This window comes from Mesorhizobium sp. M0983, from assembly GCF_040318975.1.
Lineage (GTDB): Bacteria > Pseudomonadota > Alphaproteobacteria > Rhizobiales > Rhizobiaceae > Mesorhizobium.
The window spans coordinates 292,400-315,490 of record NZ_JAMYNH010000007.1; the positions used below are offsets into that span (position 1 = coordinate 292,400).

A 23,091-nucleotide genomic window follows, 5' to 3' on the forward strand; every position below is an offset into this window, starting at 1 on the left:
CTCCGGTCTCACTCAGCCGCGTAGGAAAGGCCTGAAGCTTCGTCAGACGCCGTGCGCTCCATCCGCCGGATGGAAAAATGCATCCAGGCAAAGCAGGTGGCGACGATGACGAAGAGCAGCATGAAGCAGCTCGACCAGACGCCGGTGAGGTCGTTGAGCGCGCCGAAGACGATTGGCAGGATAAAGCCGCCGAGCCCGCCAATCATGCCGACAACGCCGCCGACCGCGCCGACACTCTGCGGATAGTAAGCCGGGATGTGCTTGTAGACGGCAGCCTTGCCAAGGCTCATGAAGAAGCCGAGCACACAGGCAACGGCTATGAAGGCGAGCGGGCCGACCTCGAAATGGAAGGCGATCGGCCCGCTGACACCGCGCACGACGTAGTCTGCCGAGGGGAGAGACAGAACGAGAGTCGCGGCGGCACTGACAGCGAAGGTCCAGTAGAGCACGGTGCGGGCGCCGATCCGGTCGGAAAGCACGCCGCCATAGGCGCGGAAAATACTTGCCGGAATTGAATAGGCCGCGCCGATCATACCGGCGGTCGCAAGCCCGAAGCCGTAGACGCCGATCAGGTAGCGGGGCAGCCATAGCGAGAGCGCCACGAATGCACCGAAGGCGAAGAAATAATAGAAGGCGAAGCGCCAGACCTGCAGGTTCTTGAGCGGCGCGAATTCCTGCCAGAAGCTTCTCGAGGGCGCGGCCTTGCCGGCGCGGCGCTCGCGGATGACCGGATCGTCGCCGGTCGTGAACCAGAAGACGGCGGCCATGACGACGAGTGCTGCCGCCCAGATCAGCGCGACCGACTGCCAGCCCCAGGAGAGAAGCACGAACGGTGCCAGGAACTTGGTGACCGCGGCGCCGACATTGCCGACACCGAAAATGCCAAGCGCCGTGCCCTGCTTGCCGGCCGGGAAGAAGCGCGAGACATAGGCGACACCGACGGCGAAGGAACCGCCAGCGAGCCCGACGCCCAGCGCAGCGACCAGCATCTGCCCGTAGGTGTGCGCAAAAGCGAGCAGAAAGGTCGCGACCGCCGCCGCAAGCATGGTCGCGGTGTATACCAGCCGTCCGCCAAAACGGTCGGTCCAGACACCGAGCACCATACGCACGAGCGAGCCGGTGAGGATCGGCGTGCCGACGAGCAGGCCGAACTCCGTCTCGTTCAGCCCCAGCTCCTGCTTTATGCGCACGCCGATGATTGAAAAGATCGTCCACACCGCGAAGCAGACGGTGAAGGCGATGGTGGACATGACAAGCGCCTGCCGGGGAGCACTGTCCTGGCTGGGCGCGGCTGGGAGATTTGCGGTCATTTTCTGGCTCCGGTTAGCGGCGTGGGAAGCACCGCCCTTGTGCTGTTCGTTCGCGACTGTCAGCGGCGCGGCATCGCCCGCAGCGCGCTGACGGCGAGAAAATCGCGGCGCGTGAAGTCCGCGAGGGACGCGCCAGTTCCGATCCGTTTCGTCATCGTCGTCTCCGGTTGGGCGCCGCTTGGGACCAGCGCCGTCGATTGCGTCAAAACAAAAAAGCCGCCGGCCAGGTCTTCGCGTCCGGAGTTCCGGGAGCGCGTGTGGACCTGAGCGGCAGCTTTGCCTGTGGCGCCCGCCATTGGACGCCGTGTCACTTGGCCCTTGCGGACCTACATGTTGAAAAGCAGGAAGCGTGCCAATTCGACAGCGCTCTGAATTATCGAATGAAACCAATGTGAACCGCAGCCGCGCGACTTTTGACCAAGCTCGGCAGCGGATCAAAGATTAGTCAGAATGCCTTGCACAGCAGCATAATATTTGTGCAATGCGGTAGATTGCCCATTGCCGATGCAGATTGCCAATGATGATGACGAGTTTTCCGGTTATTGCCTTACTCCGCGGCTTCGACGAAGCGGTGGCGTTCGTAGAGGAATTTCAGCACCGCCTCGCGGCAGCGCAGGAAGGTGCGGTCGGAGGAAAGCTCGATGCGCCGACGCGGCCGGGCCAGCGGCACGGGAAGAACCTCGCCGATGGTGGCCGCCGGGCCGTTGGTCATCATGACGATGCGATCGGACAACAGCACCGCCTCGTCGACATCGTGGGTGATCATAACGGTCGTCGAGCCGAGCCTCGAATGGATATCCATCACCGCGTCCTGAAGATGGGCGCGCGTCAGCGCGTCGAGCGCGCCGAAGGGCTCGTCGAGCAGCAGGATCTTCGGCTCCATGGCCAGCGCCCGGGCGATGCCGACGCGCTGCTTCATGCCACCCGAAATCTCGGCCGGACGTTTGTCCTTGGCATGCGCCATCTGCACGAGATCGAGATTGCGCATGATCCATTCATGCCGCTGGGCCCGGCTCCTGCTCCGGCCAAAGACCTTTGATACTGCCAAATTGATGTTTTCGTAGACGGTCAGCCATGGCAGCAGGCTGTGGTTCTGGAACACCACGGCGCGTTCCGGGCCGGGACTATCGACCTCCTTGTCCTCGAGCAGAACGGCGCCGGCCGAGACCTTGGTCAGGCCGGCGATCAGGTTGAGCAAGGTCGACTTGCCGCAGCCTGAATGGCCGATGATCGAGACGAATTCACCTTTGTCGATGGTCAGCCGGATGTCCTTCAGCACGTCGCTGACCTGGCTGCCGCGGGCGAAGGATTTGTCGATGTGGTCGAGTTTCAGATAGGCCGTCATCGTCCCTCTCCTCACTTTGCCGTTGTGCCGCGGGTGACGAAGACGCCGACCGCCGCGACCAGGCGGTCGAGGCAGAAGCCGGTGACGCCGATATAGGCGAGCGCGACGATGATGTCGGGCAGCCGCGATGAGTTCCACGCGTCCCAGATGAAGAAGCCGATGCCGACGCCGCCGGTCAGCATTTCGGCGGCGACGATGGCGAGCCAGGACAGACCGATGCCGATGCGCAGGCCGGTGAAAATGTAAGGTGCAGCTGCCGGCACCATGATCTTCACGAAGAATTCGAACTGGTTGAGCCTGAGGATGCGGGAGACGTTGCGGTAGTCCTCAGGGATGTTGCGGACGCCGACCGCGGTGTTGATGATGATGGGCCAGATCGAGGTGATGAAGATGACGAAGATCGCCGACGGGCTGGAATCGCGGAACGCCGCCAGCGACAGCGGCAGCCAGGCGAGCGGCGGCACCGTGCGCAGGATCTGGAACACCGGATCGAGGCCGCGCATCGCCCAGATCGACTGACCGACAAGCGCGCCGAGCGCAACGCCGACGATCGCCGCAAGGCCGAAGCCGACGGCGACGCGCTGCAGCGAGATCAGCACCCGCCAGGCGAGCCCGATATCCTGCGGGCCGTTGTCGAAGAACGGATGGGCGATCAGGTCATAGGCCTCGTTCCACACCTGGCTTGGCGGTGGCAGGCTGGCTGTGGGCGACGAACAGGCGACCTGCCAGACGACGAGCATGATGGTGATGACAATGACCGGCGGCACCAGCGTGCTGGCCAGCTTGCCGGCGATCGCGGCCGGGTCGAAGCGGCGCCGCGCCCTGGCGGTGAAAGCGATGACCTCGGCGGGCTTGGCCGGCGCGGGGAACGGCTTCACCTTGCTGTCCTCGATGGCTTGGATAGACATTTCTCGAAAACTCCTTGGCAGCACATGCACAACGGGCGGCGTTGCCAACGCACTGTCGCGCATCTATGTCGGGCTCAGGCCGACGCCTTGATCTTCAGGCTGTCGAGATAGGCCGACGGTTTCTCCGGATCGAAGATCTTGCCGTCGAAGAAGGTTTCGGTGCCGCGCGACGAAGACGCCGGAATATCGGCCGCGGCGACACCAAGATCCTTGGCCGCCTCGCGCCACAGATCCTCACGGTTGACCTGGCCGACCAGTGCTTTGATGTCGGTGGTCGGCGCGAACTTGCCCCAGCGGATGTTCTCGGCGAGGAACCAGCTGTCGTGGCTCTTGAAGGGATAGGACACGCCGCCCTGCCAGAACTTCATGTAGAGATCGGTGCCGTTGGCGACGCGGCCATTGCCGTAGTTGATGTCGCCCTTGAGGCGGCCGATGATGTCGGCGGTCGGCACGTTCATCCACTGCCGCTTGCCGATGATGGCGGCCATCTCGTCCTTGTTTTCTTTTGCCTCGCACCATTGCTGGGCCTCCATGACGGCCATCAGGATCGCCTTGGTGGCGTTCGGATATTTGTCGATGAAGGCGGCGCGCACGCCGAGCGCCTTTTCCGGATGGCCCTTCCACAGTTCGCCGGTGGTGGCGGCGGTGAAGCCGACGCCCTGATGGACGAGCTGCTCGTTCCATGGCTCGCCGACGCAGAACACGTCCATGTTGCCGACCTTCATGTTGGCGACCATCTGCGGCGGCGGCACGACGATGGTCGAGACATCCTTGTCGGGATCGATGCCGCCGGCAGCCAGCCAGTAGCGCAGCCAGAGGTCGTGCGTTCCGCCCGGGAAGGTCATGGCGGCCTTGACCTCCTTGCCCGCGGCCTTCTTGGCGGCGAAGGCTTCCTTCAGCTTTGAGGCATCGAGGCCGACGCCGGTGGCGGCATATTCCTGGGCGACGGAAATGCCCTGGCAGTCGTAGTTGAGCCGGGCCACGATCGCCATCGGCAGCGGCTGTTTGTTCTGCGTCACCTTGCCGGTGTGCATCAAATAGGGCATCGGCGTCAGGATATGGGCACCGTCAATGCCGTTGGCTTCGCCGCCGAGCACCAGATTGTCGCGCGTTGCGCCCCACGAGGCCTGCTTGAGCACCTCGACATCGGGCATGCCGAATTTCTCGAACAGGCCTTTTTCCTTGGCAATCATCAGCGGTGCCGCATCGGTCAGCGCAATGAAGCCGAGCTTGGCGCCGGTGACTTCCGGCGCGGCGGGTGCCGCATAGGCCCCGGAGGGCAGCAGCGCACGCGCCGCCGCCAGCGTTGCCGCGGTGGCCGCGCTGATCCTCAGGAAATCGCGGCGGCTGATCGCCGGTGGGGCGGAATGGCTATTGGTGCGTTTCGTCATCGTCATCTCCGGTTGGGCGCGGCTTGGGATCGGCGCCGTCGATTGCGTGTTCGACCAAAACAAAAAGCCGCCAGCCAGGCCGCGCGCGTCCGTCATCCGGGATCGCGTGTTGACCTGAGCGGCAGCTTTGCCTGTAGCGCCCGCCATTGGACGCGTATTCCGTGACCCCGAGAAGAGTCTGCCTATTGCATTGCAGGAACCGTGCCAGTTTTCGGAATGGATGGCAAACATCAATGAGATCAATGACATACCACAATCGTCGGCGCGCCGGCCCGCTGGGCGCGCAAGCTAAGGATTGTTCATTAGCGCAGTTGCACGCACATTTTTTGTGCAGTGCACAAGAATGGCGCGGAAATGATCAGGCTTCGGCGCGCGCCAATTTCTGGCCGGCAATGTAGGCGTCGATCTCGTCGGGATCGAAGATCTGGCCATCGAAGAAACCATCGGGACCGAGCACCAGGCTTGCCCCCGCCGAACCGACCGGAGTCGCGGCCTTCAGCGCGCCCTCGACCTTGGCATTGGCACCGGGAAGCGCCACGCCAAGCGGCTTCAACGCCGAGCGGTAGAGATCGGGGCGGTAGCAGTCGCGGGCAATAGCGAGGTTTTCCGGCGTGTGCGCGACATGCCCCCAGCGCACCATCTGCGTGTAGAACCACAGCGCATGGCTCTTCCACGGGAAGTTCGCCGCCTTGTTGAAGGGCAGAAAGAAGTCGCCGACACTGAGTTCGGCGCTGCCGCCGAGCGCCAGATGCCCGCTGAGGATCGGCATCTGCAGCGCCGGCGCAAGCCCGAGGAAGGCCGGCTGCGCCATCAGGGCCGCGAGTTCGCCACGGTTTGCCGGATCCTGGCACCAGCGCGCCGCATGATGCAGCGCGCGCAGCAGGGCCGAAAGCGCGTCCGGCTGTTTTTCCGCCCATGCCTTGCGCACGCCGATGACTTTCTCCGGGCTGGTCTTCCAGATGGCCGCCTTGACCGTGGCGATATGGCCGGTGCCGGCGACGACAGAGGCGCTGTTCCAGGGTTCGCCGACGCAGTAGCCGTCGATCCTGCCGGCGGCGAGCGCGTCCGCCATGAAGGGGGGCGGCACGATGACGATTTCGATCTCATGCGACGGGTCGATGCCGCAGGCGGCGAGCCAGTAGCGCAGTTCGTAATTGTGCCCGGAGTGCGGATGGACGACGGCGAAGCGAAGCGGATCGCCGCCGGCATTCGCCCGTTTGCGGATCAGCGCCCCCAACGCCCTGCCGGCCCGCGCCGGATCGAGGTCGGGTCGGGCGCCGTGCGCGGCCATGCCCGCCCAGACCGCGTTCGAAACCGTGACGCAATTCCCGCCAAGGCCGAGCGAGAACGGCACGACCGTGTCGGAGGCGAGCGGCGTCAGCCCCAGATTGCAGGCGATCGGCATCGGCCCCAGCATATGCGCGAGATCGAAATGGCCGATGGCGATGCGGTCACGGATGTTGGCCCAGGATGTTTCCCGGTTGAGCGTCAGATCGATGCCTTCGCGCAGCGCGAAGCCGATTTCCTTTGCCGCAACGAGGACAGCGCTGTCGAAGAGCGGCATGAAGCCAGCATTGATCCGGTGCTCGGCCGCCATCGTCAACTCTCCTCGGGATCCAGAAGGCCTGCCGCCGTCACCAGGCTCTGGGCGATTTCGCCGATCTTGCGGTTCTGGTTCATGGCGGTCTTGCGCAGCAGCGTATAGGCCGCGTCCTCCGACAAGCCGCGCGACTTCATCAATATGCCCTTGGCGCGATCGATCACCTTGCGGCTTTCCAATTCGCTGCGGGCCTCCTCCAGTTCGCGCGCCATGCGCGAAAACGCGTTAAAGCGGCTGATCGCCATGTCGAGGATCGGCTTGACCCGCTCCTGGCGCAGGCCGTCGACGACATAGGCTGAGACCCCCGCCTCCACCGCTGCCTCGATCGAAGCCTGATCCGAGCGATCGACGAACATGGCGATCGGCCGCTTCACCACGCGCGACAGCTGGAACATGTTTTCGAGCATGTCGCGGTTGGGATTTTCGAGGTCGATGACGATCACGTCGGGTTCGATCTCGGCGATCCGCCGCGCTATGCCGGCGACGTCATGGATGACCGTGACCTGCTGATGCCCGGCCTCCCGCAGTCCTGCCTCGATTATCGAAGCGCGGATGTGGTTTTCATCGATCACCAGGACAGTGAGGGATTTGCGGATCATGCCGCATTTTGCGCAGGCGAGGCGATTGTGCAATGCGGCATGGCGAGATTCACGCAAACAAAGCCAGCGTTCAGGCGCCGCCTGAGGCATTGGACGCGACGGCCGTGGCGACGAACTTGACGTCGCGGGCTCGGCACCGGCCTTCACCTTGAGCCGGACCGGCCTTGCCCTTCTGCTCGATGCCGTCGGCGACAACGAACGGGCAACGCGCCTGCCCGGCGTCCGCTATTGGCAGGCGATCACCGCTCTACGTCATCTCGGGCCTGCTCGCCGGCACTGCTCTACATCGGCCCGGTCAAGGCGCCGTCGCTTGCCGAACCGCTGGTGCTGCCTTCGGTGGCCGCCGCCGTGATCGGCGGAACCTCGATCTTCGGCGGCCGCGGCGGCTACATCGGCACAATCATCGGCGCGCTGATCCTCACCGTACTGACGACGCTGCTGACCTGCAGATGCCCCGGAAGGCACGCGGCGGATTTTGTTGGGCTGATCGTGCTGTTTGTGGCGGCGGCTTGTTTGCGGCTTGTGGAGGAGAGATAGGGGGCGCGACACCACCAGCTGCTTTTGACCCTAAGCCGACCGTCGCAGACCAAATCCTGAATGGCTGCTTTTCACGCAAGCGGACTGGCCGCTTTTAGGCCCTTGGACCATCGATCCGGCCTCAGTTCGGATCTGCCGACGTCGGTCCTGTGACCACCGCGGCTTCTACCGGATCGCCAGGGAAGCGAGGCAAGGCAGCGTCAAGTTCGAGCCAGAGATTAAGAAGAACGGAGCCATCGCCGCACAGGCGTCTGCCTCCGTGGGTATGGACGGATTCACTCATGCGCAATATGGATGGGGAGGCCTGCCGTGGCGCTCACATTTTCGCCGCGTCGCTGAGGCAGGTGACGTTCGTTCAATGACGCTGCGCAGGGCGGGTTGCCGCCTGCAGAAGTGTCGATATCAGGGGATCTGGTCGATGACCGACAACAAGCCAGACGTTACCAAGGATTGGCAAGCGACGCAGGGCCAGAAGTCCTCCGCCACGCGTCTTCGCCTTTTCGCCGCACTCTCGTGGATCGTCGCCATTGGCGGCGAGATCTACGGGATTATTCTGCTTCGCCAGAACAAGTTCGACCAGGGACACCTGCCGCTGATCATCGGCCTTCTGGTCGGCATCGCGATTTTCGCAATCGCCGGCAACTTGCTGTGGAAGGCGGCCAACAGGCACGATCCGGCCCGTGCATCCGACGCGGCCAGGTTCTTCTTCCAAAACCAGCTCGGCGCAATCATCACGCTGATTGCCTTCCTCCCGCTGGTTTTCCTGATCCTCACCGACAAAAACATGGATCCGCAGACCAAGAAGGTTGCCGGCGGCATCGGCGCTGCGCTGGCCGTGCTCGCGACGGTCATGGGGATCAGTTTCAAACCCCCATCGGTCGAACAGTACACCCAGGATATGAACGCATGCGCAGCTCAAATCAAGTCGGGGCAGCCCACCACCGCCTGTTCGCCCGACGTCGCCGCTCAGGCGCAGGCGATCGCGACGGACACCGCTGCGGTGGCGGCGGCGACGCGGGACGCGAGCCACCCCGCCGGTCAGGATGTCGTCTACTGGATCGCGCCCGAAAACGGAGCCGCGAAGTCCACCGAGCCGCATGTTTTCCACCTCTGCGCAGGCGTGAGTCCGCTGAAGGACAAGACCGTGAATAGTGGCTCCGTAACGGAGGCCTACGCACAGAACGCCGTCCGCATCACGAAGCAGATCGATATGGAACAGAAGCAGTGCGGGTTCACCGCCACAACCAGCACCAACTGAACCCGCCTGCGCTCGATCGCGTCCAGCCGTTGGTCTTGTCGAGAGGGATGACGCGTAAGCGCAGGCTCAGTATTGACTCGCCGAAGCAACGCTAAATACCGGGATCGCCCCGGCTGGCCATTATTGTCCAGCTGCAAACTTATCCGCGGCGGGCAACGACTGGGCGTCTTACGCACGGCAGCTTCCGGCCTGAGCGCTTCGAATGGAGAATGACGTTAATGCGGCGCAAAGCAGACTTCACCCCGGCCTGATCCAGCGGCGCTTTCTCAGTGCGCCTGCCCCGCCGCTTCACACCACCGCACTCCCCTGCTCCGCCTCCGCCGCATTCGGATCGCCCGGCGCGGTCGCCCAGGCGAGCTCCACCAGCGTCACCGTCCGCCGTCCAACCCCGTCGAGCTGACACACGATCAGCCCCTGCTCCTCGATGTAGGTCAGCAGGCGCGGCGTAGCGAGTGCGAGCCGTAGGCGCGGGCGATCGCGGCGTCGCTCGGGCAGGGCCAGCCCTCCTTAGCGGCGCGGGCGATCATCATGAACACGCCTTGCATGTCCTCGGGCAGCAGCGAGGCGCGCGCCGAGACGTCCTGCCAGGCGTCGTCGCCTGCCATGTCGGAGCCGAGGCCGGCGCGGGCGCGCGTCAGCATGCGGCGGAACTCCGGCACGTCCGGCACGACCGCGGCGAGGCCCTCGATGCGGCAGCGGACGACGAACTCCTGATAGAGCACGCCGATGACGCGGAAGCCGGCATCAGGCTGCGCCAAGAGGCGGCTGATGGTGTCGGGACTGCGAGCAGCGCGGCATTCGCGGTCGGCTACGAAAGCGGGATGCCGAAGAGGCGAGAGGCAGAACCTTGGCCGCAGCATGAGCAGGCCGTGAGCAGCGATGAAGCCGGCAAAGGTCATCCTCAGGAGGCTAAGCGGTCGGCCGGAAATAGCCGATGTCGCGCTTGCCTTGCCGGGAAATATGCCGTCCGTCAGGCCCCTCCATAGCGCCAATCATCACGCACGTCCTCCCGATCAGCGCGAAAATCAGCGTGGAGCGATCTCTGCGACGAGATCGTTCGTCGTCTTGACCCCAGCCATGAAGCCGGCGGCATTGAATTCGTTCATGACGAAGAAAGCGCCGACGCCGCGTGTCGGTGCAATCGCAACATAGAGAAACATCCCTTGCAGGCCGCCGCTCTTCTGGAGGATGAGCGGGCGATGCTCGTTAGGGAGCATGATGACCCATCCGAGACCCATGGCGTCCATCGGCCCACCGTCATCCAGCCCCATCACCGACGCGAGCCCGTCCCGGTACAAAAAAGCCGCGTGGTTCAAAAGGCGCAACTCGGCGTCGGCCGCGGAAGGCTTGTTGTCGACATGCCAGTTCATCCAGCGCAGCAGGTCGCCCGCGGTCGAGTACAATCCACCGGCGCACTCCATGGCTGTGCTCGTCGGCACGATTGGCATGGGGCTGCCGTCGAAGTTATGGCCCTGCATCAGGCGCGGCTCGTCCTCCGGTCTTGGGTTGAAAACCGTGTCTTTCATGCCGAGGGGATCGAGGACACGCTCTCGAAGGACCTCGGCATAAGGCTTTCCAGAGACATTCGCGAGCGCCGCTCCGAGGAGGTCGTATCCGAAGTTCGAATAGAGAACGGCGGTGCCCGGCGCGAACAGCAGCGGATTGTCCTTGAGGGCGGCAATCTGCGCCTCTTTGGTGTTCGTAGAGAAAGGGTCTGAGGGGGCGCCTCGGCCACTGGCACCTCCCGCGGAAGGCCGGAAGCTTGCGCGACGAGATCGATCAGGCGGAGGGCGCGGCCGTCCTTCTCCGGGAGCGTGACGTCCCAGCCAAGGCGATCCTGCAGCCGGTCGGTGAGTTGTACCTTGCCGTCGATCGCCAGCGAGGAAAGCACACCGCCGCAGAACACTTTGCTCACGGACGCGATGCGGAACATTGTGTCGCCGTCGGGCACTTTTTCACTCCCGTCGGCAATCTTGCCGAAACCGGCCAAGGCCGTCTCGCCGTTGCGGACGGCGCCGAAGATCAGGCCAGGCACCTTGGTGGAGAGATACAGGATCGTACCGTTGAACTGCACCGCTTCCGTCAGCAGCTTGTCCTCGGCATGTCCATAAGAGGGAAGGGTGACGGCTGCGATTGCCGTCAAAGCGATGGCCATAAGTCGGCGCGATCGAGACAAACGCATTGCCAAAATCCTTTGATAAAGCTGCAGAATAAAATCTTCGGAAAAAGGGCCGCCGCGTAGTATCTTACCATCTCTCCAGAAGCAGGAGATGTCAACAGAATGAACCGAAGGGGTAATCGGCGGAGGTAGCGTAGGTTCGGCGGATATTTGCGCTACAGTCCTGCCGTATTTCTTGTCTTCGTCAGTTGATCGCGGCTGATCTCTTCATTGACAAACCGACCCGCTGGTAATTTAGAAGATATGTAAAGCGCCGTCGGCAAGAGGGAGTGCTGTAGCGTCGAACAACTTACAATAGCGGATCTGCGTCGCGCCAATCGTCGTCGTATGATGAAGACCGCGCTCGGCCGCCGCCTCACCCCACCGCACTCCGCTGCTCCGCCTCCACCGCATTCGGATCGCCCGGCGCCGTCGCCCAGGCCAGCTCCACGAGCGTCACCGTCCGCCGTCCGCCCCCGTCAAGCTGACACACGATCAGCCTCTGCTCCTCGATATAGGTCAGCAGGCGCCGTGCGCGGCGTAGCGAGTGCGAGCCGTAGGCGCGGGCGATCGCGGCGTCGCTCGGGCAGGGCCAGCCTTCCTTCGCCGCGCGGGCGATCATCATGAAGACGCCTTGCATGTCCTCGGGCAGCAGCGAGGCGCGCGCCGAGACGTCCTGCCAGGCATCGTCGCCTATCATGTCGGAGCCGAGCCCGGCGCGGGCGCGCGTCAGCATGCGGCGGAACTCCGGCAGGTCCGGCACGACCGAGGCGAGGCCTTCTATGCGGCAGCGGACGACGAACTCCTGATAGAGCACGCCGATGACGCGGAAGCCGGCATCGGGCTGCGCCAGCACGGCGCGCAGCACCCGGTCGACGCGCTCGCGCCGCTCCGCCAGATCCTCGGCGCTGATCGGCGGCTCCACCGGTTCGGGGCGGATTTCCAGCGCCGCCGATTTCGCCGCCATCAGCTGATCGAGCAGGTCCGGCGAGGAGCGGCGCTGCGGCCGGACGGTTTCCGGCGGCGGGGCCGCCAGGATGATCGCGCGGGCATCCTCCAGCGCCGATTCCGGCAGCGGCATCAGGCGCGGGGTCGCGTTGCGCGGACTCGTATCGGTCGGGCCGATGCGCAGACCGAGCGGACGGCGCGACAGCGCCGGGCCGAGCGCCATGAACTGCCCGCGCTCGAGGTCGCGAAAAGCCTCCGCCTGGCGCCGCTCCATGCCGAGAAGATCGGCGGCGCGCGCCATGTCGATGTCCAGAAAAGTCCGGCCCATGAGGAAATTGGAAGCCTCGGCGGCGACGTTCTTGGCGAGCTTGGCCAGCCGCTGGGTGGCGATGATGCCGGCCAGCCCGCGCTTGCGGCCACGGCACATCAAATTGGTCATGGCGCCGAGCGAGAGTTTGCGCGCCTCGTCGGAAACCTCGCCGGCAACCGCCGGCGCGAACAGCTGCGCCTCGTCTACCACCACCAGCATCGGATACCAGTGGTCGCGGGCGACCTCGAACAGCCCGCCGAGAAAGGCGGCGGCGCGCCGCATCTGGTTCTCGGCGTCGAGCCCTTCGAGATTGAGCACCGTGGAGACGCGGTGGATGCGCGCCCGCTCGCCGGCGCTCTGCAGGCCGCGCTCGGTATGCTCCTCGGCATCGATCACCAGATGGCCGAAACGGTCGCCAAGCGTGACGAAGTCGCCTTCGGGATCGATGATGGTCTGCTGTACCCAGGGCGCACTCTGCTCCAAGAGCCGGCGCAGCAGATGGGATTTGCCGGAACCCGAATTGCCCTGCACCAGAAGCCGCGTCGCCAGCAGTTCCTCAAGATCCAGCGCCGCCGGGGCGCCCGCGCTCGTCTGGCCCATCTCGATCGCAACGGTCATGTCCGACTCTCCTTGGGGAGAGGGCTTATCAACCGCATCACAGCCCGTCGAGCGCGCCATGGCCGGCGCTCCGTGTTGCGCACAGGCTGGATGCTGCTAGGGTCAAAGATACGAAACGTACCGTTTCGATTCGAGACTGCCGCTAAGGGGTGGATTCCTGTCCTTGGCATCGGCAACCGGATCAAACCGATCGCCCAAAGCCTTCATTGACGCGATGGAGATCGAGCGGCCGAAGCCGGTTTTTTGCGGACATTTGCCCGCTCCTCCAGGTCTCGCCAGAAGCCAAGCACTGTCGCCACGATCGCTTCCGGCGCGTCCTCCTGCATAAGATGCTTCGCGTTCGGCACGACATGGAAGGAAGCACTCGAAATGCGGCGCGCGAGCTCGCGACCGTCATCGATGGGAATCCACTGGTCGTCCTCGCCCCACAGGATGGCAACGGGGCAACGAATCTCGCCGTAGCGCCACTCGACCTCTTGCGAGTATTTGTCATCCATCTGAGCGACCTGGCGCCAGAAAGCTTTTTGACCTTCGGCTCCCAGCCACGGCGCGAGGTAGAGCGCCATCTCTTCCTCGCGCAGCGCATTCGCTACGGCGGCGCCGATATAGGCGCGCAGGATTGCTTCATGAATGTAGTGCGGAAGGCCGGAAAAGACCGCCTCGTGTTTCTTGGCGGCCTGAACAAGTGGTGAGCCTTGCGGGCTGATTGCGACCGGATCGATCAGCACCAGCGACCGATAGTCGAGCCCATTGAGCAAATGACCGCGTAACGCTGTTGAGCCGCCGAAATCATGCGCGACGACATCGGGGGCACGCAGGCCCCAATGATCGTAAAGGGCCGCGAAAAGCTCGTTCTGAATGCCACGAGACACGTCGCTATCGGGTTTATCAGATCGACCATAGCCGAGCATGTCAAAGCAATAGATTCGCCTCTGTTGGCCGAGCAAAGGCGCAATTCTACGCCATGCCGACGATGAGAAAGGCGTGCCATGCAGCAATACCGCGGGTGAGCCCTCGCCCATCGCGCCCCAGGCGATCGAGTTCCCTTGAAAGGTGAAGCGTTCAGGAAGAGGCCAGTCCGCTGTCGCCATCAGTCTCTCCTCCGATCCTAGCGCAGCCAGAGACCTACCCAACGGCAACCCATGGATCAGGTTCCAATGGTCCGCCTTTCACCGGCTGGCCTGCTTGGCCCTCGGCGATCCGGCGCGCGCAGCCGCTGCAAGAATGCTCTCCATCAGGTCCTTTTCGCGCAGCGGTTTGCCGAGCAGCGGCACGTCGGGGGGCCGGTCGGCGATCGCGTCGGCGTCGGCATATCCGGTTATCATCACCGCCGGCCAATCGGACCGCAGATTGCGGGCGAACCGGATGACCTCGAGCCCCGAGACGAGCGGCATGGCAAAATCGGTGACGATGACATCGAAATCGTACGGCGCCCGCTCGATCATCGCCAGCGCTTCCGCACCGCCCCCGGCGCAGGTAACCGCAAAGCCATGTTGGCGAAGCGATTGCGCCGTCAGTTCCCGCAGTACATTGCTGTCGTCAATCAGCAGGACCGACGGATAGTCCTCGCCGGCATTCACGACGGTGTTGTCGGCATCGGACTTGTCGGCGATTTCCACCGGGCGCTCGATTGAACGCGGCAGCCAGAGCTGGACGGATGTTCCACTGCCGACGGTGCTCTCAATGCGGAGCGTGCCGCCCGATTGCTTGACGAAGCCATGCACCGTGCTCAGACCGAGGCCAGTGCCCTTGCCGACCGGTTTTGTGGTGAAGAACGGTTCGACGACCTTGGCGAGAATGTCGGCCGGTATGCCCGACCCCGTATCCTTGACGGTGACCACGACATAGTCGCCCGCCGAAATATCCTCGGCTGCACTGCCTAGCGTTCGATTTTGCGCCTCCACGATTATCGTGCCGCCGGACGGCATGGCATCGCGCGCGTTGAAAACCAGGTTCATCAGCGCCAGCTCCAGCTGGCCGGCATCGACATGCGCCGGCCACACCGTGTCGTCGACAAGCCAATCGAAACGGATCAGGCCGCCCAGAACCGGGGCCACCAACCCGTTCATGGTGCCGCCAAGCGCAGCGAGGCGCACGGCCTGCGGCCTCAGTGTCTGGCGGCGCGAGAACGCAAGCATGCGGTTGACGAGCTCGGCGCCTTGTTTTGCCGACCGGCGCGTCAGTTCCAGAACTTGCCTGGCCTGTCCATCGAACTCGGCGTGGCGCTCGAGCAATCCCAATCCGCTGAGAATTGCGGCAAGCAGATTGTTGAAATCATGCGCCAGGCCGCCGGTAAGCTTGCCAATCGCGTCGAGGCGCTGCGATTGCAGCAGCTGGTTCTCAAGCTCGCGCCGCTCGGTAACGTCCAGCAATGTGCCGAGGATCTCGGGCCTCTGGCCATCGGAACCGTTCGACAGGACGCCCTGGTCGAGGAAAATCCGGTAATTGCCGTCGGCGCATTGCCAGCGGAATTCGCAGGTGTAGGAGCCGATGGCCTTGGCTGCGAGCAGGGCTTGCCTCACTCTCGGCAGATCGTCGGGATGAACCCGGCTTAGGCCGAAGCCTGGATCGGAGGTCAGCCGTTCGGCAGGAAAGCCGGTCAAGCGTTCGACCCCTTCAGTCACAAAGCTGGCGCCGAACGGCGGCTCCGCCGCCCTTGCGTGGAAGCAGACCGGAAGAGAGCTCAAAATGGCATGCTGCCGCTCCTGGGCGCTACGCAGCGCCCGCTCGGCCTCGAGTTTTTCCTGCTGCGCCTGCAGTGCCTGGGCCAGCAGCCGTTGCTCGGCAGCCGCCTTTTGCTGGATTTCGAGCGTCTTCTCATGAAGTTCGACGAACACGGCTACCTTGGAACGCAGCATGGCCGGGTCGAAGGGCTTGAACACGTAATCCACCGCGCCGGCGTCATAGCCGCGCAGCATGTGGGCGTCTTCCTTGTTGATGGCGGTGAGAAAGATTATCGGCGTTCGCCTGGATTGCTCGCGCTGGCGAATCAATCCAGCGGTCTCGTAGCCGTCCAGCCGAGGCATCAGCACATCCAGCAGGATGACTGCGAAATCCTCTTTCAGCAGAGCGCGCAGCGCCTCTTCGCCCGACTGCACGCAGACGACTTCGCCGACAGGGGCCAGAACCTCGCCGATCGCCAGCAGATTGCGCTCGTCGTCATCCACGGCCAGGATGCGCGCCTTTGCCGGCCCTGTCGCCGGGGCCATAACCTCCAGCTTCCTCGCCCCGTTTCTCGACAGTTTCTGCATCGAGCGGCCGTCAGTTCACTGCCATGAGCGTCTTTTCCGGACGATGGACACGGGATCGCGAGCGGCCGATCCAGACACGCAGCAAGGCCAGCAGCAGGTCGAGGTCGACCGGCTTGGCGATATAGTCAGAGGCGCCGGCGTCGAGGCACTTCTGCCGGTCGCCCTTCATTGCCTTGGCGGTAACCGAGATCAACGGGATATGGGCGATTGCCGGCATGCCGCGGATCTGCCGCATCGTCTCGTAGCCGTCCATCTCCGGCATCATGATATCGATCAATGCGGCGTCGATATCCGGGCTCTGCTCCAGAAGCGCAATACCTTCCCTACCGCGCTCCGCGTGCAGCACCTGGATGTCATAGGTCTCAAGAACGCTGGTGAGCGAATAGATGTTGCGGATGTCGTCGTCGACGATGAGGACCTTTGCGCCGGCGAGGTCGAATTTATCCGGCTGTTCGGCTGCCGAACTGTCGTGGCCTCGCCCCGGGAGCGTTGCGGATATCAGGAGAGCCAGCTGCGCGAAATTCTCCGCCCGCGGAACGTCCGCCAATGCCGGATGCAAGGCGAGCGACTGTTGCAGCGCTTCCGGATGCGGCGCGAAGAACAACAGTCGCGACACGGACTGCCCGAACAGGACGGCAATCTCATCCAGCATCTGGGCGTTGTCCTTGGCCGAGCGGCCAAGGCCGAGCACAACGGCATCATAGCCGGCGATGCCGATGTCGTCGGCATTCGCCGCGACGCGGCCGATCGCGGTGACCGAGGTGACGCCGTCGCGGATCGCCTCGATCAACGAGAGACGGCGCTCGGGATCGGTATCGGCAATCAGAACGCGGCGCTGGACGCGGAGCTTTCTGGAGTGAATGTCCTGGAAGACCTTCATCAGTTCGTCCGCCGACACGGGCTTGGTTGAAATGGTGGATGCGCCCTTGCGGGCAAGCACCTCGATATCTTCGGCACCCGAGATGACATGGACGGGAATGTCCTTGGTTTTCGGGTCATGGCGAAGCAGATCGAACAACACCCAGCCGTCGATATCCGATAGTCCGAGATCCAGCGTGATCGCATCGGGAACCAGCTTGCGGGCCAAAGCCAGCGTGCCAGAGCCCGCGGTCGACAGGACGCCCTTCAGCCGGGCCGAACGCGCCAGGCCGAGCAGCAAACCGCCAAAGGTCGGGTCGTCCTCGACGATCAGCACGACCCTATCTTCCGGTGAGATCGTATCGCGGTCATCAAGCAATTCGGAGGATGGCGGGCTCGGCTGCGCCGTCGTCGCGACCACCTCCATCGCCGGCAGCAAGGCCGCTTGCGGGGCCAAGGCCATCCGAGGTCCGTCGAACGGGATGACCAGCGTGAACGTCGAACCCTTGCCCGGCGTGCTCTCGACCCGCAATTCGCCGCCGATCAGCCGGGCGATCTCCCGGCTGATCGAGAGCCCAAGCCCGGTGCCGCCATATTTGCGACTGGTGGTGCCGTCGGCCTGCTGGAAGGCCTCGAAAATCAGCTTCTGCTTGTCCTGCGGAATACCGATGCCCGTATCGGTGACCGCGATAGCGAGCGCTTCCATCGGTTGCACCGAGCCGTTGTGACGGCCAGTCTTTTCGGCCCGGAAATTCAAGCTGACTTCGCCCTCGGAGGTGAACTTGAACGCGTTCGACAAGAGGTTGAGCACAATCTGCTGCAAGCGCTTCTCGTCGGTGCGGACGGTCTCCGGAAGCTCGGGATCGACGTTGATGGCGAAGCCAAGCCCCTTGTCGGTCGCCAGCTGCCGGAAGGTTCGCTCCATATGCTGGCGAAGATGCACCACCGGCATGTCGTTGATATCGATCGAGACGGTACCCGATTCGATCTTCGACAGATCGAGGATATCGTTGATGAGGCTCAAAAGGTCGGTGCCGGCCGAGTTGATGGTGCGCGCGAACTCGACCTGCTTGTCGTTGAGATTGCCTTGCTGGTTGGTTGCGAGCAGGTTTGAAAGGATGAGCAGCGAGTTCAGCGGCGTACGCAGTTCGTGGCTCATATTGGCGAGGAATTCCGACTTGTATTTCGAGGTAAGCGCCAGCTGCTCGGCCTTCTCCTCCAGCGCACGGCGCGCCATCTCGATTTCGAGGTTCTTGTTCTCCACCTGCTTCTTTTCGTTCTCGAGCAGCTGCGCCTTTTCCTGCAGCTCCTCGTTGGTGGCGTGCAGCTCTTCCTGCTTTTTGGTCAGCTCGGTCTGACGCGCCTGCAGCTCCGAGGTCAGCAGCTGCGACTGCTTGAGCAGGCCTTCGGTGCGCATGGTGGCGGCGATGGTGTTGAGAACGATGCCGACGGATTCCATCAGCTGGTTGAGGAATGACTGGTGCGTGTCGCGGAATTCGCTGAACGAGGCGAGTTCGATGACGGCCTTCACCTCGTCCTCGAACAGAGCCGGAAGAATGATCACGTTGGCCGGCGCGGCATTGCCAAGGCCCGACGTGACGCGCAGGAAATTCGGCGGCACATTGTCCAGCATGATGGCGCGCTTGTCGGCGGCACTTTGCCCGACAAGGCCTTCGCGCAGATCGAGGCGTTGCTTGATCTCCGCCTTGCTTTCGGCGCCATAGGAGGCGGCGAGTTCCAGATAGAATTCATCCTCGTCGCGGTTGGTCACGTAGAACACGCCATATTGCGCATTCACCAGCGGCGCGAGTTCGGACATGATGAGACGCGAGACCGTGGCCAGGTCGCGCTCGCCCTGCAGCATGCGCGAGAACCGGGCGAGATTGGTCTTCAGCCAGTCCTGCTCGGCATTCTTCAGCGTCTGGTCCTTCAGATTGCGGATCATCTCGTTGATGTTGTCCTTCAGCGCCGCGACCTCGCCGGAGGCCTGGACGCTGATCGAGCGGGTCAAATCGCCCTTGGTCACCGCCGTCGACACCTCGGCAATCGCGCGCACCTGCGTGGTCAGATTGGCGGCGAGCTGATTGACGTTGTCGGTCAGGTCGCGCCAAAGGCCGGCAGCGCCGGGCACACGGGCTTGGCCGCCGAGCTTGCCTTCGATGCCCACTTCGCGGGCGACGTTGGTGACCTGGTCGGCGAAGGTCGCAAGCGTCTCGATCATGCCGTTGATGGTGTCGGCGAGCGAGGCGATCTCGCCCTTGGCATCGACCGTCAGCTTGCGCTTGAGATTGCCTTGCGCGACCGCGGTCACGACATCGGCGATGCCGCGCACCTGGTTGGTCAGGTTCGTCGCCATCAGATTGACGTTGTCGGTCAGGTCCTTCCAGGTGCCGGCGACGCCCTCCACCCGTGCCTGGCCGCCAAGTTTGCCCTCGGTGCCGACCTCGCGGGCGACACGCGTCACTTCGCCGGCAAAGGAGTTCAACTGGTCGACCATGGTGTTGATGGTCGATTTCAGCTCCAGGATCTCGCCCTTGACGTCGACGGTGATCTTCTTCGATAGGTCGCCGCGCGCCACTGCGGTGGTGACCTCGGCGATGTTGCGAACCTGGCCGGTCAGGTTCTCGGCCATCGAATTCACATTGTCGGTCAGATCTTTCCAGGTGCCGGCAACGCCGCGCACCTGCGCCTGGCCGCCGAGCTTGCCCTCGGTGCCGACCTCGCGCGCCACGCGCGTCACTTCCGAGGCAAAGGAATTCAGCTGGTCGACCATCGTATTGATGGTGTCCTTCAGCTCGAGGATCTCGCCGCGCACGTCGACCGTGATCTTCTTCGACAGATCGCCAAGCGCCACCGCAGTCGTCACCTCGGCGATGTTGCGCACCTGCCCGGTCAGGTTGGCGGCCATCGCATTGACGTTGTCGGTCAGGTCCTTCCAGGTGCCGGCAACGCCGCGCACCTGCGCCTGGCCGCCGAGCTTGCCGTCGGAACCGACTTCGCGCGCCACGCGCGTCACCTCGGAGGCGAAGGAATTCAGCTGGTCGACCATCGTGTTGATGACGTCCTTGATCTGCAGGATCTCGCCCAATGCATCGACCGTGATCTTCTGGGTGAGGTCGCCGGTCGCAATTGCCGTCGCCACCTTGGACACGTCGCGCAACTGCACGGTCAGATTGCCGGCCATGGCATTGACGTTGTCGGTCAAATCTTTCCAGGTGCCGCCGACACCCTCGACATGCGCCTGGCCGCCGAGCTTGCCTTCCGATCCCACTTCGCGCGCCACACGCGTCACTTCCGAGGCGAAGGAATTGAGCTGGTCGACCATCGTGTTGACGGTGTCCTTGAGCTCCAGGATTTCGCCCTTGACGTCGACGGTGATCTTCTTCGACAGGTCGCCGCGGGCCACGGCGGTCGTCACCTCGGCAATGTTGCGCACCTGGCCGGTCAGGTTGGCGGCCATCAGGTTGACGTTGTCGGTCAGATCCTTCCAGGTGCCGCCGACGCCCTTCACCTCGGCCTGGCCGCCGAGCTTGCCTTCGGTGCCGACCTCGCGCGCCACACGCGTCACTTCCGAGGCGAAGGAGTTCAATTGGTCGACCATCGTGTTGATGGTGTCCTTGAGCTCGAGGATTTCGCCTTGCACGGCGACGGTAATCTTCTTCGACAAGTCGCCCGAAGCAACCGCGGTCGTCACCTCGGCGATGTTGCGGACCTGGCCGGTCAGGTTCTCGGCCATCGAATTGACGTTGTCGGTCAAGTCCTTCCAGGTGCCGGCAACGCCGCGCACCTGCGCCTGGCCGCCGAGCTTGCCCTCGGTGCCGACTTCGCGGGCGACGCGCGTCACTTCGCCGGCAAATGAGTTCAGCTGGTCGACCATGGTGTTGATGGTTGATTTCAGCTCGAGGATCTCGCCCTTGACGTCGACCGTGATCTTCTTCGACAGGTCGCCAAGCGCCACAGCAGTGGTCACCTCGGCGATATTGCGCACCTGGCCGGTCAGGTTCTCTGCCATCAGGTTGACGTTGTCGGTCAGGTCCTTCCAGGTGCCGCCGACACCTTCGACGCGCGCCTGGCCGCCGAGCTTGCCTTCTGTACCGACCTCGCGCGCAACGCGCGTCACTTCCGAGGCGAAGGAATTGAGCTGGTCGACCATCGTGTTGATGGTGTTCTTGAGCTCGAGGATTTCGCCCTTCACATCGACGGTGATCTTCTTCGACAGGTCGCCGGAAGCGACGGCGGTCGTCACCTCGGCGATGTTGCGCACCTGCCCGGTCAGGTTCGTCGCCATGGCGTTGACGTTGTCGGTCAGGTCCTTCCAGGTCCCGGCCACACCTTTCACGCGGGCCTGGCCGCCGAGCTTGCCTTCGGTGCCGACCTCGCGCGCCACGCGCGTCACCTCCGAGGCGAAGGAGGCCAGTTGCCCGACCATGGTGTTGACGATCTTGCCGATGCGCAGGAATTCGCCGCGCAACTGCCGGCCGTCGATTTCGACCATCATCGTCTGCGACAGGTCGCCTTTGGCGACCGCGCCGATGACGCGCGCCACTTCGGCCGTCGGCTGAACCATGTCCTCGATCAGATCGTTGACGGAACGGACGCTCGATTCCCAACTGCCGGTAGCGTTGCGGACACGGCCGCGTTCGCCGATCCGGCCATCCTTGCCGACGACCTTGCTGAGGCGTTCGAACTCGCGCGTGACCTGATCGTTGAGTTCTACGATTTCGTTGAAGGTGTCGGCGATCTCGGAATCGAGGCCGGTGTAGACATTATCGATGCGAACGGAGAAATCACCGCTCCGAAAAGCCTTCAGCGCGTTCAGTATTTGACGGTGGTCCAATTGCCTTGTGGATGCAAGCACGCTCACAGCGCCCCTCCCAGCTCACGGATTTCTTGAATGTCCTGGTGAAACTGTCCCCTGCGGCCGACACAACTCCCCGCAAGCGCCATAACGCGGCATGCTCGATTTGGTTCCAGACGAAATTGCCGCTATGCGGCAGGAATTTCGCAGCCGCATTCACGAAACGACGAGCAACAAAGATCCATAATGGTTGTATCGATCACTATTTATGCCAAACGGAACATCTCGAAAAAACTCTCGTTGGGTATAGATCGCGATAGAGCGATGCAACTCGATGGAGACACTAAGATGATGAAAATTCTCTCTGCATTCCTACTTGCTATCGGCCTGGCCACATCTGCCATGGCACAATCGATTGGCTCCGGGACCGATGGCAATACCGGCGTCAACACAGGCACTTCCGGCGGCAACATCGGGACCGGCAGCGCAACTACCCCGAACACGATCGATCCGAACGCAACGAACGCCACCACGCCGCAGACAAACGGTATGGAGGACCGCTGCAAGGATACGGCGGGCAGCGATACCGACAACAATACCCCCAGCGGCGCCATGACGTCGGATATGCAGAACTGCAACAAGTAACGGAGTTTTGCTCAGCGGTCATTTCAGCCCGCTGCCTGGTTCAGACCCGGCGCTCGCGGTTCAAACCACAGCCAGAAAAATGCACTGACCGGGCACGGGCTCACTACTTTTGGACCGGCGAGCCCAAGCCGGGCGGCCGACTACACTAGTCTCAGCTAGGTTCCGCGATAGGCGGCGGGCAGCCCGGGAGCGCAAAGAGTGGGGGAGTCATTTCCAAGCCAGTTATATGCGACGATGGCTTAGTCCAATTTAATGGACGATTTCGGTTAAGCGCTGCAACTGATAAAACAGTTAGGAAACAGTTGGCACTCTCGCTGAAAACAGCGGCGGAACAGTGTCCGATGCGCACTGAAAACAGTGAAGGAACAGCGACCCGGGCAAGGGAATTTCATGCCTGAAAACAGACCGGAAACAGACGGGACGCGACCCTGGATTCTGGCGCACTATATCCAGACTCCAATAGCGCGCGACGAATGGGATTCGCGACCAGTACGCGCGCCAGGGGGAGTTAGCTCAAAGAACCTGTATTAGGTGGCAGTTAGATAGTGTCTCAGTTT

At 63.2% G+C, this 23,091-nt stretch carries 14 protein-coding genes and 3 pseudogenes; 3 read left to right on the plus strand and 14 right to left on the minus strand.

Annotated features, from left to right (window positions below; genetic code table 11):
- Nucleotides 1-8: 8 nt before the first annotated feature.
- The 7 genes from NKH71_RS16115 to NKH71_RS16145 form a co-directional block, all read right to left on the minus strand.
- Nucleotides 9-1,310 (minus strand): MFS transporter, encoded by a 1,302-nt coding sequence (locus NKH71_RS16115; RefSeq protein ID WP_352483961.1) that lies wholly within the window; start codon nt 1,308-1,310, stop codon nt 9-11.
- A 59-nt stretch (nt 1,311-1,369) separates the two neighbouring features.
- Complete coding sequence (locus NKH71_RS16120; RefSeq protein ID WP_352790662.1) at nt 1,370-1,606, minus strand: hypothetical protein; 237 nt, start codon at nt 1,604-1,606, stop codon at nt 1,370-1,372.
- 251 nt (nt 1,607-1,857) lie between these two features.
- Entirely contained in the window at nt 1,858-2,655 is a 798-nt protein-coding gene (locus NKH71_RS16125; protein WP_352790664.1) for an ABC transporter ATP-binding protein, read from the minus strand.
- Nucleotides 2,656-2,666: 11 nt separating this feature from the next.
- Nucleotides 2,667-3,563, minus strand: a complete 897-nt coding sequence (gene ntrB / locus NKH71_RS16130) for a nitrate ABC transporter permease (RefSeq protein ID WP_352483959.1) — start codon at nt 3,561-3,563, stop codon at nt 2,667-2,669.
- A 74-nt stretch (nt 3,564-3,637) separates the two neighbouring features.
- Nucleotides 3,638-4,954, minus strand: coding sequence for a CmpA/NrtA family ABC transporter substrate-binding protein (locus NKH71_RS16135; protein WP_352895158.1), 1,317 nt, complete (start codon nt 4,952-4,954; stop codon nt 3,638-3,640).
- A gap of 358 nt (nt 4,955-5,312) precedes the next feature.
- Nucleotides 5,313-6,551: a CmpA/NrtA family ABC transporter substrate-binding protein gene (locus NKH71_RS16140; protein WP_352790667.1), complete on the minus strand. Its 1,239-nt coding sequence runs from the start codon at nt 6,549-6,551 to the stop codon at nt 5,313-5,315.
- A gap of 2 nt (nt 6,552-6,553) precedes the next feature.
- Nucleotides 6,554-7,153, minus strand: a complete 600-nt coding sequence (locus NKH71_RS16145; protein WP_352483956.1) for an ANTAR domain-containing response regulator — start codon at nt 7,151-7,153, stop codon at nt 6,554-6,556.
- 142 nt (nt 7,154-7,295) lie between these two features.
- On the opposite strand from NKH71_RS16145, the pseudogene NKH71_RS16150 reads away from it, so the two are divergent.
- Nucleotides 7,296-7,690 (plus strand): annotated as a pseudogene (locus NKH71_RS16150) (ABC transporter permease subunit); the annotation flags it as partial.
- 418 nt (nt 7,691-8,108) lie between these two features.
- Entirely contained in the window at nt 8,109-8,948 is an 840-nt protein-coding gene (locus tag NKH71_RS16155) for a hypothetical protein (RefSeq protein ID WP_352495733.1), read from the plus strand.
- 288 nt (nt 8,949-9,236) lie between these two features.
- Here NKH71_RS16155 and NKH71_RS16160 read toward each other — a convergent pair.
- The 7 genes and pseudogenes from NKH71_RS16160 to NKH71_RS16190 form a co-directional block, all read right to left on the minus strand.
- Nucleotides 9,237-9,706: pseudogene (locus NKH71_RS16160) on the minus strand (ATP-binding protein); the annotation flags it as partial.
- Nucleotides 9,707-9,973: 267 nt separating this feature from the next.
- Nucleotides 9,974-10,849 (minus strand): serine hydrolase, encoded by an 876-nt coding sequence (locus tag NKH71_RS16165; RefSeq protein WP_352791719.1) that lies wholly within the window; start codon nt 10,847-10,849, stop codon nt 9,974-9,976.
- A pseudogene (locus tag NKH71_RS16170) lies at nt 10,747-11,130 on the minus strand (serine hydrolase); the annotation flags it as partial. The pseudogene NKH71_RS16170 and the gene NKH71_RS16165, both read right to left, overlap by 103 nt.
- Before the next feature lie 352 nt (nt 11,131-11,482).
- Nucleotides 11,483-12,982, minus strand: coding sequence for a helicase HerA domain-containing protein (locus NKH71_RS16175; RefSeq protein WP_352495732.1), 1,500 nt, complete (start codon nt 12,980-12,982; stop codon nt 11,483-11,485).
- Between the two features lie 203 nt (nt 12,983-13,185).
- Entirely contained in the window at nt 13,186-14,073 is an 888-nt protein-coding gene (locus tag NKH71_RS16180) for an alpha/beta fold hydrolase (protein WP_352640724.1), read from the minus strand.
- A gap of 78 nt (nt 14,074-14,151) precedes the next feature.
- Nucleotides 14,152-16,191 (minus strand): PAS domain-containing hybrid sensor histidine kinase/response regulator, encoded by a 2,040-nt coding sequence (locus NKH71_RS16185; RefSeq protein ID WP_245278536.1) that lies wholly within the window; start codon nt 16,189-16,191, stop codon nt 14,152-14,154.
- Between the two features lie 52 nt (nt 16,192-16,243).
- A complete protein-coding gene (locus tag NKH71_RS16190) occupies nt 16,244-21,949 on the minus strand; it encodes a HAMP domain-containing protein (protein WP_352483997.1) in 5,706 nt (1,901 codons plus the stop codon).
- A 186-nt stretch (nt 21,950-22,135) separates the two neighbouring features.
- Here NKH71_RS16190 and NKH71_RS16195 point away from each other — a divergent pair, with 186 nt between their 5' ends.
- Complete coding sequence (locus NKH71_RS16195) at nt 22,136-22,534, plus strand: hypothetical protein (RefSeq protein ID WP_352895159.1); 399 nt, start codon at nt 22,136-22,138, stop codon at nt 22,532-22,534.
- The last annotated feature ends 557 nt before the right edge of the window (nt 22,535-23,091 follow it).